The 18200-nt window shown below is 57.7% G+C and carries 16 protein-coding genes; 6 read left to right on the top strand and 10 right to left on the bottom strand.

Going from position 1 to position 18200, the window contains the following annotated elements:
- Nucleotides 1–7: 7 nt before the first annotated feature.
- Nucleotides 8–1216: a 3-dehydroquinate synthase gene (gene aroB, locus HKN37_09995; protein NNE46977.1), complete on the bottom strand. Its 1209-nt coding sequence runs from the start codon at nt 1214–1216 to the stop codon at nt 8–10.
- A gap of 332 nt (nt 1217–1548) precedes the next feature.
- Between aroB and HKN37_09990 the strand changes: the two genes are divergently transcribed.
- Nucleotides 1549–2790, top strand: coding sequence for an OsmC family protein (locus HKN37_09990; GenBank protein NNE46976.1), 1242 nt, complete (start codon nt 1549–1551; stop codon nt 2788–2790).
- Nucleotides 2791–2811: 21 nt separating this feature from the next.
- Here HKN37_09990 and HKN37_09985 read toward each other — a convergent pair whose 3' ends face one another.
- The 4 genes from HKN37_09985 to HKN37_09970 form a co-directional block, all read right to left on the bottom strand.
- The gene (locus HKN37_09985) at nt 2812–3942 is read right to left on the bottom strand and encodes a DUF711 family protein (protein NNE46975.1); all 1131 of its coding nucleotides are present in this window, start codon (nt 3940–3942) and stop codon (nt 2812–2814) included.
- A 38-nt stretch (nt 3943–3980) separates the two neighbouring features.
- Nucleotides 3981–4409, bottom strand: a complete 429-nt coding sequence (locus HKN37_09980) for a hypothetical protein (GenBank protein NNE46974.1) — start codon at nt 4407–4409, stop codon at nt 3981–3983.
- 161 nt (nt 4410–4570) lie between these two features.
- Nucleotides 4571–6145, bottom strand: coding sequence for a Do family serine endopeptidase (locus HKN37_09975; GenBank protein NNE46973.1), 1575 nt, complete (start codon nt 6143–6145; stop codon nt 4571–4573).
- Nucleotides 6146–6383: 238 nt separating this feature from the next.
- On the bottom strand, nt 6384–7784 hold the full coding sequence (locus HKN37_09970; GenBank protein NNE46972.1) for a class II fumarate hydratase: 1401 nt from the start codon (nt 7782–7784) through the stop codon (nt 6384–6386).
- Between the two features lie 187 nt (nt 7785–7971).
- On the opposite strand from HKN37_09970, the gene HKN37_09965 reads away from it, so the two are divergent.
- Entirely contained in the window at nt 7972–8859 is an 888-nt protein-coding gene (locus tag HKN37_09965; GenBank protein NNE46971.1) for a pantoate--beta-alanine ligase, read from the top strand.
- Between the two features lie 131 nt (nt 8860–8990).
- Nucleotides 8991–9131: a hypothetical protein gene (locus HKN37_09960; GenBank protein NNE46970.1), complete on the top strand. Its 141-nt coding sequence runs from the start codon at nt 8991–8993 to the stop codon at nt 9129–9131.
- A gap of 33 nt (nt 9132–9164) precedes the next feature.
- On the opposite strand, the gene HKN37_09955 is transcribed toward HKN37_09960, so the two are convergent.
- Entirely contained in the window at nt 9165–10142 is a 978-nt protein-coding gene (locus tag HKN37_09955; GenBank protein NNE46969.1) for a PhoH family protein, read from the bottom strand.
- Nucleotides 10143–10235: 93 nt separating this feature from the next.
- Here HKN37_09955 and HKN37_09950 point away from each other — a divergent pair, with 93 nt between their 5' ends.
- Nucleotides 10236–11123 (top strand): diaminopimelate epimerase, encoded by an 888-nt coding sequence (locus HKN37_09950; GenBank protein ID NNE46968.1) that lies wholly within the window; start codon nt 10236–10238, stop codon nt 11121–11123.
- Nucleotides 11124–11166: 43 nt separating this feature from the next.
- Here HKN37_09950 and HKN37_09945 read toward each other — a convergent pair whose 3' ends face one another.
- The 3 genes from HKN37_09945 to HKN37_09935 all read right to left on the bottom strand — a co-directional run bounded on the left by HKN37_09945 (nt 11167) and on the right by HKN37_09935 (nt 14544).
- Nucleotides 11167–13254, bottom strand: coding sequence for a peptidylprolyl isomerase (locus tag HKN37_09945; GenBank protein NNE46967.1), 2088 nt, complete (start codon nt 13252–13254; stop codon nt 11167–11169).
- 221 nt (nt 13255–13475) lie between these two features.
- Entirely contained in the window at nt 13476–14237 is a 762-nt protein-coding gene (locus tag HKN37_09940; GenBank protein ID NNE46966.1) for a FliA/WhiG family RNA polymerase sigma factor, read from the bottom strand.
- 52 nt (nt 14238–14289) lie between these two features.
- Nucleotides 14290–14544 carry a hypothetical protein gene (locus tag HKN37_09935; GenBank protein NNE46965.1) on the bottom strand — a complete coding sequence of 85 codons (255 nt, stop codon included), beginning with the start codon at nt 14542–14544 and terminating at the stop codon, nt 14290–14292.
- 524 nt (nt 14545–15068) lie between these two features.
- On the opposite strand from HKN37_09935, the gene HKN37_09930 reads away from it, so the two are divergent.
- Nucleotides 15069–16457, top strand: a complete 1389-nt coding sequence (locus HKN37_09930; GenBank protein ID NNE46964.1) for a sigma-54-dependent Fis family transcriptional regulator — start codon at nt 15069–15071, stop codon at nt 16455–16457.
- A gap of 229 nt (nt 16458–16686) precedes the next feature.
- Nucleotides 16687–16917 carry a hypothetical protein gene (locus HKN37_09925; protein NNE46963.1) on the top strand — a complete coding sequence of 77 codons (231 nt, stop codon included), beginning with the start codon at nt 16687–16689 and terminating at the stop codon, nt 16915–16917.
- A gap of 278 nt (nt 16918–17195) precedes the next feature.
- On the opposite strand, the gene HKN37_09920 is transcribed toward HKN37_09925, so the two are convergent.
- Nucleotides 17196–18104 (bottom strand): tetratricopeptide repeat protein, encoded by a 909-nt coding sequence (locus tag HKN37_09920; protein NNE46962.1) that lies wholly within the window; start codon nt 18102–18104, stop codon nt 17196–17198.
- Nucleotides 18105–18200 lie beyond the last annotated feature (96 nt).

The raw sequence follows: 18200 nt of genomic DNA, 5'->3' as shown, positions 1-18200 counted from the left end.
TAGTGCCTCAATCACCGGTCGATTTCGGCCTGATCAACCAATCGTACGCGGCCTCGATATCCTGGATCGACACGGTCGTGCTTATCTCGGGGCTTCCCGGCGCGGGCAGTAGAATGAATCGTTGAATTCCGGACAGGACCTTCTTGTCGGTCGCAAGGCCGTCCATGATATCGCGAACGTCAAGATGTCGAGTGGACGGCCATCCGAGTCGGTGCAGTAAATCCCATGCGAGGCCGCGGTCCTGCCGAGGATACTTCATGTCCGAAATCCGGAGTGCGACCGCAAGACCTGCCGCCACGGATTCGCCATGCGACAACTCTCCATAGCCTGCTGCGCGCTCGATGGCATGACCGACCGTGTGTCCGAGATTCAGGACTGCGCGCCGGCTGTGCTCCATTTCGTCGTCGGCGACTATGCTCGCCTTGAACGCAGCAGATCGCGGAACAACAATGCGCAGCGTATCCGCTTTGCGCGCAACGATCTGCTCCCAATAACTCAGAACCGTCGTCGTATGTTCATGGCTGTCCAGCATGGCATGCTTGACCATCTCAGCCAGTCCCGATCTCCATTCACGGTCATCAAGTGACTGCAAGACATCGATGTCGGTCAGGACCAAACGCGGTTGGTAGAACGAGCCAATGAGGTTCTTGCCTGCGGCGTGATTTACACCGGTCTTGCCACCGATGGAACTGTCAATCTGTGCCACAAGAGTTGTCGGGACATGGACGAGCGGGACTCCTCGTAATAGGGTGGCGGCGCCGAGACCAGCCAGATCGCCGACTACGCCGCCGCCCAGAGCGATGACGGGTGTCGCTCGATCGACTCGCGCGCCGAGTGCAGTGTCGTACAGTTCCTCCAGAACTCGCAGCGACTTTGAAGATTCTCCGGGACGTACGGAGAACGTCGACGTGCTATAACCAGCTTGATCCAGAGTAGTACCAAGCCTTTCCAAATAGAGTCCGGCAACATTGTCATCCGTTACGATGACGCAGGGACCGGGTCCGAGCCCTCTCGCAGCCATTTGCGTGGGCAATTGCTCGAGCTGATCGAAGACAACCGCGTGCGATCGTCCGTCTGCGAACTGAACGTTAAGCGTAGTCAATGAAAGAATCCCAGTCGCGATGACGTCGACGTATTGAGTCTTGATAAACCGGAGGCGGAACAGATTGTCCGCGCCGGCGGCACGATCCGTAGCGAAATATATCCACGGTCTCAACGACAAGCCCGTCCGGAGCGAGAATCACCACGTTTCTCTTTGCAATCCGGTCTGGGTTCGCCCGCTGAATCGCGACACCCAGGCAATGTTGTAGAGTCCTACGGTGGCGGCAGGTTCTGTAACTTCCTCCGTGCCGCGCGGGCGGCAGAGCCTCGCAACAAGCTCTGCTCTCTGAATACAGAGCATGGCCAGGGAGGAGGGTCAATGCTGGTACGGTGCAATTGATTTCTCGTTGACTTAGACTACCTGACATGTGCCGCTGGCGGGGCCAGTTCTGGAATGTTGTCGCTCGTTACGAACAAACTCCGAGTCCGAAATAGGGAGAAAGATTCATGCTATTCAAGAAGCTGGCTTTTGAGAATGCGAGTGGTGAGACGCTTGCGGCGAGACTCGATCTCCCACCGGATGAAGAACCCGTTGCCTTCGCCTTGTTTGCTCACTGCTTCACATGCTCGAAGAACCTCCGCGCCGTGGGCAACATCGCACGAGCGCTCACACGGCAGGGGATTGCTGTGCTGCGGTTTGACTTCACCGGTCTTGGTGAGAGCAAAGGCGAATTTGCCGACACAAATTTCTCAAGCAATGTAGATGACCTGCGTTCCGCTGCACGCATGCTGGCCGACCGCTTCGAGGCTCCGCGAATCCTGATCGGGCATTCGCTGGGCGGAGCAGCAGTGTTGCGTGTTGCTGCGAGTATACCTGCGGCTGTCGCAGTGGCTACAATTGGCGCCCCATTTGATCCGGGTCATATCAGACATCTGTTTGAAGAGTCTATCGAAGAAATCAGTGGCGAAGGCTCGGCAGTGGTGAATCTCGGCGGCCGACCATTCACCATCAAGCGGCAGTTTGTTGCCGATCTGGCGGGCCACGATCCGTCCGAGCACATCGGTCGACTCGGTCGAGCGCTTGCGGTGTTTCACTCTCCATTCGACCGCATCGTTGGAATTGAAAACGCGGCCAGGATCTTCGATGCAGCCAGGCATCCAAAGAGTTTTATCTCGCTGGACAACGCGGACCACCTCCTCACGCGGGAGCAGGACTCACTGTACGTCGGTCACGTGATATCAGCATGGGCTCGCAAATACATAGGCGTTTCTCAGGAGGAGCAAAAGGAGACACCGGTTGATGACAACCGTATCGTGGCGCGGATCGGATCGGATCACTTCCGAACCGAGATCCTCGCAAACGGGCACTCGCTGGTGGCCGATGAGCCGCGTTCGGTGGGCGGGACGAATCAGGGTGCCACACCGTATGATCTCCTGGTCGGTGCGCTCGGTGCGTGCACGGCCATCACGTTGCGGATGTACGCGGACAGGAAGGAATGGCCACTTGATTCGGTGTCGGTCAGGTTGTCGCACGCCAAGGTTCACGCCCGTGACTGTGACTGCGACACCGAGTTTTCAGGTATGATCGATGTGATCGAAAGGGAACTGCAGTTGGTCGGCGACCTTGATGTTGAGCAGCGGTCACGCCTTGAGCAGATCGCGAACCGCTGTCCTGTGCACCGCTCACTGGAAGGGGAGGTTGTCGTCAAGACCAGATTGGCCCCTGCGACAGACGCGAATACGGACTGAACGACCTGACCGGGAGACCTGTCAAGCCTGCCGGGTCGATTCAATGGAGAGAATCAACTCGACGCCGTTCCTGACAGCCTCAGCGAGATGAGGCAGGATCAGTCCGGTCACTTCTCGCGGCGACGATGTTGAATCAAGCTTGACGACGCGGCGGATGATGGGCGCGCCAGCGAAGGAGGATGTCGAACGAGCCAACGAAAGCAGTCCTTGACGTGCAGCCAGGGCCGCGGATTCAGTCGTAGTTCTCGCAGAGGCAGCGCTGACACCGTTGTGCTCCGTCCGATTGCCGTGAATCACTGAACTTTCGGCGACAGGCATCGAGATATCCACTCGTCCTGGTCGGACGTCCATACCGGAACGCTGGCTGAGTGTCTCAGCGCAACGAATGCTGAGAAAACGTCCACCCCTCCTGAGTCGCTCCACCTGATTAGCGACGTCGTCCGCCGCGTCATCGAGACTTGACCCGTCGTCGATGCGGTGCAGCAGCTGTTGATGCACGTACTTCGATGATACGGCGATGTGGAGCGCAACTTCCGGCTCGTCAATGCCATGAAACGATCCGGGGACGTAGGGACTGTTGCCGGACGCATTGGCGAGCACGGAAATTCGGTCGGGCCTGTAACCGGCGGGGCCGGAAACCGACCTGATGCCGGCCAGGACTGACGAAATCAGTTCACTCGCAGCAATGCCGATACCTTTCTGCGATTTCGCACACTCCACCGAGGCACACATGCGATCCGTCGAGCTGAGCATAGCCGGCAGAGATCGGATCAGCGCTTGATCTCCTGCAGACATTCCTGCTGAACAGAGGGCGCTGTACCCGCCGATTGCCTCAAGACCGATGTCGATTGCTGCAGCATTCAGCGTCTCGGCGATTCCAACGTAATCGGACTCCGACATTGCGTCGAACAAGGTGGAAACGGGTGACACGGTCGCGAAAACGTGTTCCGCTGAACTACCGTAGTGGTTCACCGTGTCGTTCACGCAGCGGGCGAGTTGCCCACCGGCACGCCTGACCTTGTCATAGATTCGGGCCTTAGCCGTCGACGCCAGTCTGCTGCTGCAATCGCGCAACGAGATTCCAAGCGTCACCGACTCCAGATGGAGACGCGTGATTGAGATTTGCCGTTGATCGCTGGCCTCACGCTGCATAAAGTCTCACCCCCACAATCAACGTCTGTCGCTGGCAATCACGAGCGGTTCATGGCGTTGTAGAGTTCCTCGTGCTGAACGCTCACCGTGGCGTCCTTCGAAGTCGAAACGGCGTCCAACCTGGTCTGAAGTTCGGCGATCGATATGCCCGACTCGGGAAGTGCCACAACCATGAAGAGGTCAGGGCGTTCTTCATTCTGGTCCCGGCCGACTTCGACGATCACTCCGCCGATATCTGTCACGATGCGTGAGATGGACGCCCGAACAGCCTCAATGCCGGGGCCCATGGCCGAAACCACAACGCGGTGCTCCGACGGTCGCACCGAATCCGGTGCCTGCGAAACTGTGTTGCCGGACTGCAGAATCTCGTCCAAGAGGAGTCTGGAGATTGATTCAACCCTCTCGGGTGTGGCCGCCGGTCCCATCGCGTCAGCGACACGGCCCACAAAACGCTTCAGGTCAGGCATACACGGGATACCCCAAAGGTTGGTCGTCGACCATCACCGGACGGTCATCAGCGGCAACTTATGCATTTTCATCCACTGCAGCCAGAACTCCGCGGGGCGTCCCGAAATCGCCTCACGGCACGGGGACCGAAGTGAGGGGCCTCTGGCGCTACCGCTTATCCCTATTGCTTCTTGAGCGCCGTAATAGAGCTCCGCGTACTCGTTCCCGCGGGTCTGACAATTCGAACCAGAAACATATCGCCAGCATCCACGGCCTCATAGGCCCGAAGCAGTTGCGCTCGTGATGTAATCGGCTTTCTGTCCAACTCGGTTATGACATCACCCTGCCGAAGTTCGGCTTCGCGATACGCATCACTGCTACGATCAATCTCAGTGATTACCGCTCCCTTCAGGCTCTCATCCGAGAATCCGAAACGTCGTAGAAGATCGGGCGAGGTGTCTCTGATGGTCATGCCAAGAGATTCCAATTCGGTGTCAGGATTGGCAGTGGGTGCATCCTCACTTCTCGCAATAGCGTCATCATCTCGCTGCCCGAGCTTTACCGTGATGGTCCTCTTCTTTCCATCGCGCACCACCAACAGATCAACATTTTCGCCAGGCAGCATGTTGGCAATGGTTGTGCGTAGCTGGTTGTAGTCCTTCAATTGCACTCCATTCACTGCGACGATGATGTCACCTGACTTGAGGTCGGCATTTTCAGCCGCACTCCCGGCGGTAACGCCCTCTACCTGTGCGGCGCCTCGCGGAACACCGAAAGCATCAGAGAGGGAGGGGCTAACCGGACCGAACGAAACGCCGAGAAACGCTCTCTTGACTTCGCCGGTCTGAATCAGCTGAGTGGTCACATTGCTCACTACGTCGACGGGTATTGCAAATCCGATCCCCTGGCTTCCTCCCGATCGACTGAAGATTGCCGAATTGATTCCCACGAGCTCTCCACGCAGGTTAACCAACGGTCCTCCCGAGTTACCCGGATTGATGGCGGCGTCCGTCTGGATGAAGGAAGAAAAGGTGTTGAGCTGTGAAAGGGCCAGGCTTGTGCGTCCGACGGCAGACACAATTCCGGCGGTTACGGTATTTCCAAGATCCTCTGAGAGTGGAGAACCGAACGCCATGACCCACTGGCCGATTCGGACTTCATCGAACGAGCCAAACCTGACGGTGGTGAGATCCTGTGGAGCGTTGATCTTTATGACCGCAAGGTCGCTGTTTGGATCTGTCCCGACCACTTCGGCATCGTAATACTCGCCATTGAACATCTGTACTTCCAGTTCCTCGGCTTCCTGGATCACGTGGTTGTTCGTAATTATGTGGCCGTCGGCATTGATAATGACTCCGGAGCCCAGGGCGTTGGACCTGAATTGCTGCGGCGGAATGTTTCTCCTGAACATGTCTTCGAACGGCGTTCCTTCAAAGGGATTGGTGGCGAACCCTTCGGTCTTTGAAACTCGCTCGGAGCGGATCTGAACAACCGATGGGTTCACCGACTCCGCGATCTGTACGAAGACGTCTTCAAATGCAACTGCCGCGCCGGCCAATGACTCCGCAGGCCCGTTCGAGGGTTCCACGAGCGTCCCGGCCTGGGTATCGCTACCCACTCTGTTGGCTAACCCGAGAACATTAGTCCCGACGGTAGCAACGAGGATTCCGGATACAAATGTGACAACTATAATGACGGCGATCGATGCCTTTCCCTTGATGCTCATGATACCTGTAAACCGATTTGGATCTTCCATTTTGTCAACTCTCTCAGACAAATTGGCAGATGTGATGGTCGCAACAACTCTGATGTTGGTCTAGAAAAAAGCGTGCCGGGCGGGTGCCTCCCGTGGCATTTTTCGGCAAAGCGCGCCGCAACCCGGAGGTCACGGCGCGCTGAGCCTAACGGAGGTATCACTCTCACGCCACACGCGGATGATAACGCTCGACGCTGCCCGATTATTGTGTCGCCGCCGCAGCGATTCGAGGAAAGTACTAGTCGCCCGGGATACCCGGTTCAGTCATGCCCTTCACATCCAGATAGCGATCAAGCTCTGCGTCGTCCAGGAGTCCGAGTGCCTTGGCGGCGTCTCGGACGGAGATGCGTTCGGCGGCGGACTTCTTGGCTACTTTGGCCGCGGCGTCATAGCCGATCGCGCTGTTCAGGGCGGTTGCTATGGACGGATTTAACTCCAACAACTCCTTGCAGCGGTCGCGATCGGCGACTATCCCGTTCAGGCAGTTCGTACGAAATGCATCACACGCCCCGGTCAGTATGACGATGCTCTCGAGCATCGCGTGCGTCATGACCGGCATCATGACATTGAGCTCGAAATTCCCATGCTGCCCGGCAATCGTAATGGTGGTGTGGTTACCCATGACGCGTGAAGCAACCATCATCATGGCCTCGCTCATGACCGGGTTCACTTTACCTGGCATGATCGACGAACCGGGCTGTATCGCCGGCAGTTTGATTTCGGACAAACCGGAGGTGGGACCGCTGGACAGATGTCGGATATCATTGGCGATCTTCATCACCGAGACGGCAGCGGCGTTTAGTGCACCCGCGCACGACACATAGGCGTCTTTCGAAGCCTGGGCTTCGAAATGATTTGAAGCCTCGTGAAAATCGAGCGCAGTCTTACTGGAAATACGATCGATCGCTTTTGCGGGGAAGTCGGGATGCCTGTTAATACCGCTTCCAGTAGCTGTACCACCGAGAGCAAGCTCCGACAGCTCGGATGACGCCCGTTCGAGACGTTTTATCGTGCTCTGGATCTGGGCCGCATAACCGCCGAATTCCTGTCCCAGCCGAACCGGAGTGGCGTCCATAAGGTGGGTTCGCCCGCTCTTGAGTACGTCATCGAACTCGGCCTCTTTTGCCCGGAGCGCATCGAGGAAGCGATCGAGTGCCGGCAGCAGCTCGTGTTCGATTGCGGATCGGGCCGCAACATGCATCGCGGACGGGATGACGTCGTTGGAAGACTGCGACATGTTGACGTCATCATTGGGATGAACCAGCTTGCTGCCAAGGTCGCCACCCATGGCCTTCGACGCGTGATTTGCAATCACTTCGTTGGCATTCATGTTGGTGGAGGTGCCACTACCGGTCTGAAAAATATCAATCGGGAAGTGGTCGTCGAGCTCCCCGTCAACCACCGCCTGGGCGCTGGCGGCAATCACTTCGGCCTTCTCCATTGACAGAAGACCCAGCTCGAGGTTGGCCTCCGCGGCAGCCTGCTTTATGATCCCGAGCGCCTGGATAAATCGGCGCGAGAATCGCAAACCGCTGATCGGAAAATTGTCCACCGCTCTCTGCGTCTGGGCGCCGTAGTAAGCAGACGCTGGCACGTGGACGTCACCCAGGGAGTCTTTCTCTATTCTAAACTCGGACATAGTGTTAGGGGCTTCTATGTAAGGTCGCGGCACTTGAAATGACGGCCGGGGTTGTCTGGCACCGGCCCGTACTCAAGATATGCCTGGACGCCGAGAGTTGCGTCCCTGTGGCTGTAGGGACAACTTGCAAAAGCCAGCAGTTTGGAGTCTATTTTGGTCGTACAACAACGGACTCTCGGGAGGATGCATGAAAGTCATCAGCGATGTTGACGAGATGCGCAGGTTAGCACTTGCATCTCGCAAGCGCGGTAACGACGTAGCCCTGGTACCAACCATGGGTGCACTCCACGCCGGGCACCTGTCGCTTCTGTCCCTGGCCCGTGAAGCGGCTCCTGTCGTAATAGTGTCCGTGTTCGTCAATCCGTCGCAGTTTGGACCGAATGAAGACTTCGGAAGGTATCCTCGTGACCTGGCCGGCGATCTGAAGAGGTTGGGAGAAGCGGGAGGTGTTGACGCCGTGTTTGCGCCAACGGTCGACGACATCTATGCCAACGGCGTGTCGTCACAGGTGATACGCGTGGTGCCCCGGTCGTTGACGGATCATCTATGCGGGCCGTTTCGTCCCGGCCACTTCGAAGGCGTGACGACCATCGTCGCGAAGCTGTTCAACTCGTGTATGCCAACCGTCGCCGTATTTGGACGGAAGGATGCACAGCAGTTTGTGATCGTCCGAAGGATGGCACTCGATCTGAACTTCGGTATCGAGATTGTTGGTGGTCCAACCGTTCGAGAGCCGGACGGGTTGGCTCTCTCATCGAGAAACAAGTACCTGAACGAGGAGGCTCGAGCGCAGGCGACCGTATTGCATGATGCGGTCTCTACAGCGCAGAGGCTCATTCTCGAAGGCGAGTCGAATCCCGTGGCTGTGGTGGACGCTATGAAAGCGTGTGTTGCGTTGGCTCCACTGGCGAAATTGCAATATGCCGAAGTGGTTGACGCGGAATCCTTGCAGCCGATGTCGACGCTGTCCGCCGGCGATCACGTGGTTGCCGCCGTGGCCGTCCATTTTGGAGAGACGCGCCTGATTGATAATGTCTTTGAGCGCGTGCCGGAGAATCGACGGGCCCGCCGATAGCGTTCGCAGTTCACGAATGGCCAAGGGCATGGCTTATCGAGAAGTGTCTCGGTGGCGCCAGACAGAACTGGACAACCCATTGATGGAGAGTAGGTTGCGAGACGAACCAGGCGTGACCGTGGAGAAGATCAATGGCAGAGCGATCACGACATCCTCCGTATGGGCCGGACGGTATTCTGGTGCGATTGACAGGACCCGCGTCGCTCTCGTCGAAGGCGCCGGGCCGCCACTGCTACGCAGTGGTAGAGGAGAGCACAGCCGGCCGGCCATAGAGCGCGGTGACGAGAGGCGACGTCTTCGTCGCTTTACGACGACGGGTCGCCGGCTGTCTTGTCGCTCTCCATCTTTTCGTAAGCCGCGATAATGTCCTTGACAAGTTTGTGCCGCACCACGTCTCGGGTATCAAAGTAGACGAACGAGATCCCGTCCACATCGGGCAGAATCGATCTTGCCTGGATCAATCCGCTGTCGAAGCGACTCGCAAGGTCGATTTGCGTGATGTCCCCGGTCACGATAGCACGGCTTGATGTTCCAAGGCGTGTCAAGAACATTTTCATCTGCTGGGTTGTGGCGTTCTGCGCCTCGTCAAGGATGACGAAAGAGGAGTGGAGGGTCCGGCCGCGCATGTAGGCGATCGGGGCGATCTCAACAACATTCTGCTCCATGTACTGCGCAAGTTTCTCACGCGGAATCATATCCTCCAGCGCGTCATAGAGGGGTCGGAGATACGGGTCGACCTTGTCGCGGTAGTCACCTGGCAGGAAACCGAGCCGCTCGCCTGCCTCGACGGCCGGTCGACACAATACAATGCGACGAACCTGTCGGGATTTCAATGCCGAGACAGCGAGAGCGACGGCGGTGTATGTCTTGCCGGTTCCGGCCGGTCCAATCGCGAACACAATGTCGTGGCCTCGAGCAGACTCCACGAGCGCAATCTGGTTCGGCGTCCGCGCCTTGACCGTGCCTCCATCAGGCTTGTAAAGAACCACATGTTCTCCGAGCATCGCAGGACCACGCTCACCATTGGTTGTGAACAACGCCAGCACCGTGTCAACGTCGTTCTCGGTCAGGTTCCCATTGCGGCCGATGGCGAGCGTAAGTTCCTCCATGATGCGCTCGATGAGTCTCAGCTGATCGGCGCTGCCTTTCAGAAGCAACTCGTTTCCGCGAGCTGTTATTCGAGTCTCAGGAAAAGCGGACTCGATCTTGCGCAGGTATGCGTCGTTCAGCCCGAAAAGAAGCAGTGGCTCGACGGTCTCGATCGTGTAACGTTTCTCAGTCAATGGTTGGTGTGCCCGTAACGTTGGCGTAGCTTCGGAAAACAGCAAAGGGTCAAGAATCGGTATCGGCAGTACAGCCGAAAGCAAAGTCGCGAGATGCCACGTTCGCTTGTTGTTGAATTTACCAAAATGAACGGTGCCGGAAACGACTTCATCGTGATCGACAATCGTTTCTTCAACTTCGGCGACCATGAGCTGTCCAGTATGGCGCGTGAGCGTTGTCGGCGTCGTTTCGGAATCGGGGCCGACGGGCTGCTGGCCCTCGAAGAGCCGGAGAATGCCGCCCATCATTTCCGGATGCGGTATCTAAACGCTGACGGATCAATTGGGACCATGTGCGGCAATGGGGCTCGCTGCCTGGTGCTTTTTGCCCGTGGAGCGGGCTACACGGAGCCCAATCTGGTTTTTGAGACCGAGGCCGGCGTCTATCGGGCCAAAATCAGTGACTCGGGAGACTCGGTGACCCTGTACCTTCCACCGCCGTATCCAGGTCTCGACCTGGTTTGTCGGACGGTCGATACCGGGGGGCTGCACGCCGACAGGATTAGCGGGGAGAACATCGACGCCTATCCGATCTGGACCGGTACTGAGCACGCCGTGTGTTTCACGTCAGATGTAGGCGCAGTGGATGTCACGCGTCTAGGCACACGAATTCGACGAGATCCGGGTTTTGCTCCGACCGGCGTCAATGTTGATTTCGTCCAGATAAGTGACGTGGACGGGTCGAAGGCGACGCCCACAATCTATGTCCGTACGTTCGAGAAGGGCGTTGAGGCCGAGACGATGGCATGTGGCACGGGCGCTGTTGCTGCGGCGCTTGTGTCTGCCGCGCGGTTCTTGAGTCAGGCCACGACCGTCCGCGTCCATATGCCGGGCGGTGTTCTTTCAGTCGGCATCCGGCGGGATGGCGAGCGAATTGAGCAGCTAACACTGGAAGGTCCGGCAGCGGTAGTGTACCGAGGAAGCTTCGACCACGAAGCGTGAATCCCCCGCAAGACGAAGCTGCGGCGTGCACAGACGGGCGGAGCTACTGCAAGAAGAATCGGCGATTGTCGGTCACATCCGCCTTCGAACGGATGGACGTTAGCCACTGAGAACGAACCTGTGATCGTCTCTGCGTCAGAAGCTGATTTCGAATGCGTTCCTTCTCGGCATCTGTGATCTCCGGGGGCTCGGCGATACTGAGGACGTCGATAACGAACGCGTTATTCTGTCCGGCGACCGGGCGTGACACTTGACCCTGCTGGAGGCCAAAGGTGGTTCCCACAAACTTTGGCTCGCGGCCAAGGCCCGGGACAACGGGCTCAGACATAGTCAATCCATTGGCGGTTCTGACGGTAGTTGACAGAACGGACGCCAGCTCTGAAAGACCAGATGCGTTTGCGTTGGTCATCTTCGCCAGCTGAACATCTCGCTTCTTCTCCAATCGAACCCTCGGTTCTATTTCAGCTCGAACGTCCGCCAGAGGCCGGTAGCCAGCCTCCTGAATGTCTGTAACCTCGGCGACCATGAAATCGTCGTTCAGCTCCACGACCGGGCTGATGGACGACACGGAGGCCGTAGCAAGGAAATTGAGCAAGGCCCGACTGTTTCCAATTCCAGGGATGAACTGCTGGTCTGCCTCTACCTGAACCGTTTGAACGGTCAGCCCTCTTCGTTCGGCCTCTGCTCGGAAACCGCCCTCTTCCTCGGCAAAGAACTTCAGGTCGTCCAGATTTTCTTCCACGCGAGTCAGCGTCGCGACACTGGGCGCAAGTTTCAGAGCGAAGTCCGCAATCTGAACTTCATCGGTGCTTCGACCCGTCACTTCGATGACGTGATATCCAAACTGGGTTTCGACCGGGCCGATCAAACGCCCGACGCGAGCGGCGAAGGCGGCGTCTTCAAACGGTTTCACCATGCGACCCTTACTGAACCATCCGACGTCACCACCGTCCCGAGCTGACTGGGTGTCGTCTGAAATCGCGCGAGCAACTGCGGCGAAATCCTCGCCCGCACGAATGCGTTCCATGACAGATCGAGCGAGCTCCCTCGCGGCCGTTCGCTGAACGTTGTCGTCTTCGGCAGCCCTGATCAGGATGTGACGGGCACGAACGGACGGGTCATCCGCCGACTTGACATCCAGTATCTTGACGAGATGCATGCTGCCACCAGCTGCAACCGGGCCAAGCACGTCGCCTTTCCGGGGGGATTGGAAGACCGCCTCGGCAATGGCATCATCCAGGTCACCACGGCCAAAAAAGGCATCGGAAAGCGGAGTCTCCGAGAAATTCTGGGCCAGAAAAAGGGAGTCATTCTCGGCGGCCTCGAAGCGAGGCTTCAGCCGGACCAGCTCTTCCGTCACCGCGGCAGAGTCGCTACTTGTCGGCGTCTTGCTGCTCCTGACGTAGACCAGCGAATATGCGCGCTTGCGCTCGTAGTCCGACAGATGTTCGTCGTAGTACTTCCTGATGTCGCGCTCGGACACCGTTATCGCGGAATCCGGCACCAGTGCGTACGGAAGAGCCACATACTGAACGTTAATGCGCTTCTTCTGGCTTATGTACTCACTGAGGACGTCCTGGTCGGAGACGCGCACCGACGCGTCGATAAGGCGATCGAGTTTCTCTCGCCGCCGTTCGGTTCGGAGATAATCCTCGATTCGAATCAGGTCCTCCCGTGCATCTGGATTCTCAATAAAATTGCGTAGCACCGCCCGGTCGACGTTTCCCTGACCGTCACCGAAAAACGTACGGATTATCTGGTGCGGGTTGTCGCCAAGAACCATCTGCCGCACCTCGTCATCTGTGACGACGATTCCGATTCGGCTCATCTCTTGCTCGCGCAGTCGATCGTCGACCAACTCGTTGAATACTCGCTCTCGTTCTGAATCCAGAATCTGAGGCGGAATCGACTCGCCGGTGCGCTGTCGATAGGCCTCCACCTGGTTGTTGACGTAATTGTTGTATTCATCAAGTGATACGTCCTGACCGTTCACCTTGGCAATGATGTTGCCCGTTGCTCCGATAACGTCAAAGACGTTGGTATCCTGGAGCATAAAGATGACGCCAAACGCAATCACCAGAATCCAGAGGACAACGCCCGTGTTGTCCCGCATCTTGGTCATGAGTCCCATGACTTATATCACCTGAAAAATGGATCGCTGTTGTGTGGGTCCGGGTCCAGGATGCGATTTGCGATCTGACGCTGTGCGTCGATGGGCCGTGTTTCGCTACTGACCGGTGGCTGGAAACACAAATATACTGGCAATCAGCCCAATTGTTTTGCGGCTTCGCACAAGCTTAACGGCAAGCCGCTCACCGAGGAGGCGGACGAGAAATGGACGTCGGTGTGGTCTCAGGCGGCGCGTGCGTGCGTCTTGGCGAGCTGGGCACGGAGTGTTTTCAGGATCTTGCCGAGGATCTGTGATATGCGTGCTTCGGTGAGGTCTAGCAGGGCGGCGATTTCCCTGAGCGTCAGGCTTTCGTAGTAGTACAGGGCCAGGATCGTTTGCTCCCGTTCCGGCAGCTCCTTGACGAGCGTTCCAATGTACCGATGGAGCGAGTTGGTATCGATGCGCTCAAAAGCCTTGAGCGTCTCTTCGTTGGGAATTGTCTCGAGGACTGTTTGTTCACCGTCGCTGTCCGTGGGTGCGTGGAGCGACAGAGCGAAGCGGCACTGGGCGTCCCGTAGGAGCGTGTGGTATTCCACAAGTGTCATTTCAAGATAGTCGGCGACTTCGTGGTCGGTCGGCTCACCGGCCTTCTTTTGCCTCAGAATGTCGATGGCCCGCTGTGCCTGCGCCAGCTTCCTTCGGCGTTCTCGCGGAAGGGCATCGATGGATCTGAGATAGTCTACGAGCGCTCCGCGGATGCGACCGTAGGCATAGGAAACGAACGGTGTCCCGCGATCGGGATCGTAGCCGTTCAGGGCCTGCAACAGTCCCAGCAGGCCGACGTTTTCCAGGTCCTCGCGTGCCGCCAGAGGATGATCGGGCACGCTGAGTCGACCAACGACTGACCTTACGAGTGGAACCGCTGCGACGACGACGGCTTCACGGTTCGAAGGGGATGTATCGCGGGCGTAGAGAACGGCGAGACTCTGTAGATCTTGCGACATGCGAATCAACAGTTGTAATGTGGCGATGACTGGCGATGCGAGAGGCGGGTGTCTAGGCAGCGAGCGCGTCGCTTTGATCTCCGCTGTCTCGATTGGGGACCGGCCGGGCGGACGAAGCTTGTGCCGGTGAATGCGACCGAACAACGGCCTGAATTGCGAGGTCACCCAGCAGCATGACGAGGAAGATGGCGGATGCCGTGGCAAGGCCGCGCAGCATCGACGATTCGAGTGCCATCCCGCTTGTAATCTGGCTCACAAATGTCAGGACCCCGATGAGGACACTGAACTGAAGCGTTAGAACGCGCATGGTAGGACCGATGGGTTGGATGCCTGGGTAGTGCGAGCGCAAGCAATCCAAGATTGATGCCAGTGACGGAAGAGCTGGTGCATGCGTCAACTTTATCGTTATCGGCCGTTCGCCAGATTGACATAAACGGTTCGATCGATCGCGTCCGGCGGACGGCAATGGTCAGCCAAAAAACAGGGATTTCAGCTCATGAGGGCCTGTTAGATTGCCGCTCGTATCCGGCGGGCACATGCTGCGACGCGCCCTTCCACACGTTTGAGTTGCACGTTGCGCACGTGGCCCATCTCAATGACTTGCGCTTAGGACCAGGGCAATCGTTCGGAAAATCCTACCGCACGATGACCCAAAGATGCCTCCGGGCAACGCTGAATAGTCGGTCGGACGACCGCTAGCCCCTCTCTCGACGGGGCGGTTCGGACAGGATGAGTTTGAGCCGGCCGCTAGCGGATGGACATCATAGCTGTCGAGATAGTTAGTATCTTCGACATCAACCCACCCGTGATTGCTGCCGGAATCTGAGATCAATGGACCACACTCCACACATCCTCTTCGTCGACGACGAGGTGATGCTTCACAAGATGTTTGAACGTCTTGTGGCTCGTCACGACATGAGCGTGACATGTTGCTCCAGTGCCGTCAAGGCCGTGGAGCATTTGAAGACAGAGAACTTCGACCTGGTCGTGACTGACTTCATGATGCCGGACATGGACGGCCTCGAGCTGCTTGCGCACATTCGTCAGAATTACCCTGATCTCGGTGTGATCATGATCACTGCTCATGCGAACGTGCAGCACGCCGTGCGCACCATGCGGTCCGGAGCCGTGGACTACATTGCGAAGCCGTTTCAGCCGTCTCTCGTCGTTGAACGGATTCAGGACGTCCTGAAGAGGAAGACGCAGGCAGCGCCGCGGGCGGCTGCCGAGAGCCCGTCGGCGCGCAAGAGATCGGCACCCACCGTTCAGTTCATCGGAGAGCATCCGTCCGTTGCCCGGCTTCTGGAGGTCATACCGAAAGTGAGTCAGAACGCCGCGCCGGTTTTTATCCAGGGTGAAAGCGGAACTGGCAAAGAGATTCTGGCGCGGTTGATCCACGAGAGCAGTGACCGTGCCTCCGGGCCGTTTATCGCCGTAAACTGCGCCAACTTGCCTCGCGAGCTGGTTGAAAGCCATCTCTTCGGTCATCGAAAAGGTGCGTTCACGGGAGCAATCGATGATATGGTCGGTGCGTTTGAGAAAGCAGACAAGGGGACGCTTTTGCTGGACGAAATCACAGAGATCGATCTGCCGACCCAGGCGAAGCTCCTCAGGGTCCTCCAGGAGAACGAGTTCATGAAGGTCGGTGCCTCTGAACCTCAAAAGGTTGATGTGCGCGTGATCGCGACCAGCAACCGGAACCTGTCCGAGTCTATTCGCGAGGGCGATTTCCGCGAGGATCTGTACTTCCGGATTTCTGTCTTTCCGGTAAACGGCGTTCCGCTCAGGGACCGCATGTCGGACGTGCCGGTTCTGACGAAACACTTCGTGGTCAAGTACTGCGAGCTCTACGGACTGCCATCGAAGCAGGTCTCGAAGGAGCTTCTGGATCAATTCATGACCTACTCATGGCCCGGGAACGTGCGCCAACTTGAGAACATGGTGCAGCGAGGTGTATTGCTCTCCGCGGAGCGAACCACCGTCGAAAAGACTGACGTATTCGACAGCTTCTTCATAGACGCCGACCTGGTCGCCGGAGGTGACGGGGCGGACGCTCCTGTTAATATCGAGACCATCGAGGAGATGGAACGGCACATGATCCTGCGAACCCTGTCGGAGACGAACAACAATCAGCAGCTGGCGGCACAGAAGCTGGGCATCAGCGCTCGCACAATCCGAAACAAGCTCAAGAAGTACCGCGAAGACGGGTTGATCTCGTAGACCGCTGGGGGGCAACCCTCATCTTTCCGGAAACGCTTGCCGCGAACGACCGCTTCATCGTCCGCGAGCTGCATGGCCTCTGCCATCGACTCGGCTGCCAGAATCGCTCTTTCTGGCTTTTCGAGAGGCTCCAGGGTCAGATCTGCGACGAACGATACAGGTGCGGCTGTGCGTTTGGCACGATTACGGCGTCGGAGTGACATGCCACCCATACCGGCATGGAACGACCATGAAGGAACCATTGGAATCGAATCGCAAAGCGTGCCCGCCGGCCGAACCTGCGTCGCAGGTTGTACAGCTGAACGCCTTGAAATCGGAGTTCATCGCCGATGCGTCTCACGTTGTCCAGCTTGCTTCGGAGCGGCCGGATGACCTTGATGATTCTGGCGACACCACGCTGACTATCGTTGAGCTGCGGGCAGATCCCGATTCAGAGCCGGACGTCCGAAAGGCCGCGTAGCGAAGCACGGAAGTCCGATTCTCGCAAAAAGAAACAGCGGCCTCCAGGTAACCTGAAGGCCGCTGAGGGACGGTTCGCCATTCCGTCCGTTACCCAGGGGAACCATTATCGCCAGAACCTTTCCCGTGGGATTTCCCGATCTATCGACCGGGGTCGCATGCCGCTGACAATGTTCTTATCGCCAGTTCGGCTTCGCGACTTAAAGATCTTCCGGAAAAATCTTCCGGTGCGTGCTACGGGCACGCAGGTAGCAGCGCACAGTCGTCGGTTCTCGTTCCCTATGCTGCCAGGTCGAGGGCACCGGGCCGCGTGAGATCCCGCGCTTCCTCCAGTTCACCCTCGCGTATGCATAGCGCGACGAGACGTCGTCGAAGCAGCTGGCTCTGTGGTGCGCTCTCGTATGCGGCACGATAGAGGGGAAGTGCTTCCTTGGTCCAACCATTCTGGACGAACGTCTGCAGCAGTTCATCGGCCAGGTCGACAGGGCGCTGCTCAATCAGTAGCGAAGCGACAGCGACTGCGTCCTGTGGGCGTCCGCGGTACAGCGAGAGCCTGAACCAGTCCTCCTGGATTTCAGCAGGCATCGAATCTATTCCGTCTGGGTAGGCTTTCTTCAGATGAGTGGAGACGCGTTCCCACTCGCCCAACAGCCAGGACCAGGCCGCCATGACGGTGTGTCTTTCGGTGGTTCCTATCGGGCAGTCCCACAGCGGCACGGGGCCCGGCTCGAGCTTGCGCAGTTGAAGGTATGCGGCCTTGTAGGCCTGTTTCAGGTGGAGAACATGAATCAGGACTCTATGGCCGGACCACTGGTTTGGAAACAGATCCAGCGTCTTTCCTGCGGTTTTTTTGGCGCGATCCGTCTTGCCCATCAGTACTTCTGCATTGGCGAGAGCGACCATCATGGCCGTCTTTTCCTCGGCGCTGAATAACCTCTGGCCTTCGAGTTCGGCGGTGACGAGGCCGGCTGCGATCCGGTAGTCGCCCTCTTTCATAGCGTCCCAGATCGGGCCGATCACCGGGAAGTTCGGGTCCTTCTGCGCGAAAGTGCGGTGGGGAAGTCGGTAGTTGGCAAGGAAAGCCTGAGCCGACGCGGCGCGAATCTGATGAATCATGGCGATACTCGGGTAGAGTGGAAGGGAGCGTGATCTGGTGACGATCGACGCACCCGGTGGAATGCTACTCACATGCAAGCAAGTGTCGCGCCAAGGTGTGGCGGCGACGAGATCAGCGATTCGGTAGACTTCAATTTTTACATTACTAATTATCTATAACCACTTGTA

Source organism: Rhodothermales bacterium (genome assembly GCA_013002345.1).
Lineage (GTDB): Bacteria > Bacteroidota > Rhodothermia > Rhodothermales > JABDKH01 > JABDKH01.
The sequence above is the reverse complement of the archived record's forward strand: the minus strand, read 5'-3'. Positions and strand labels throughout refer to the sequence as shown.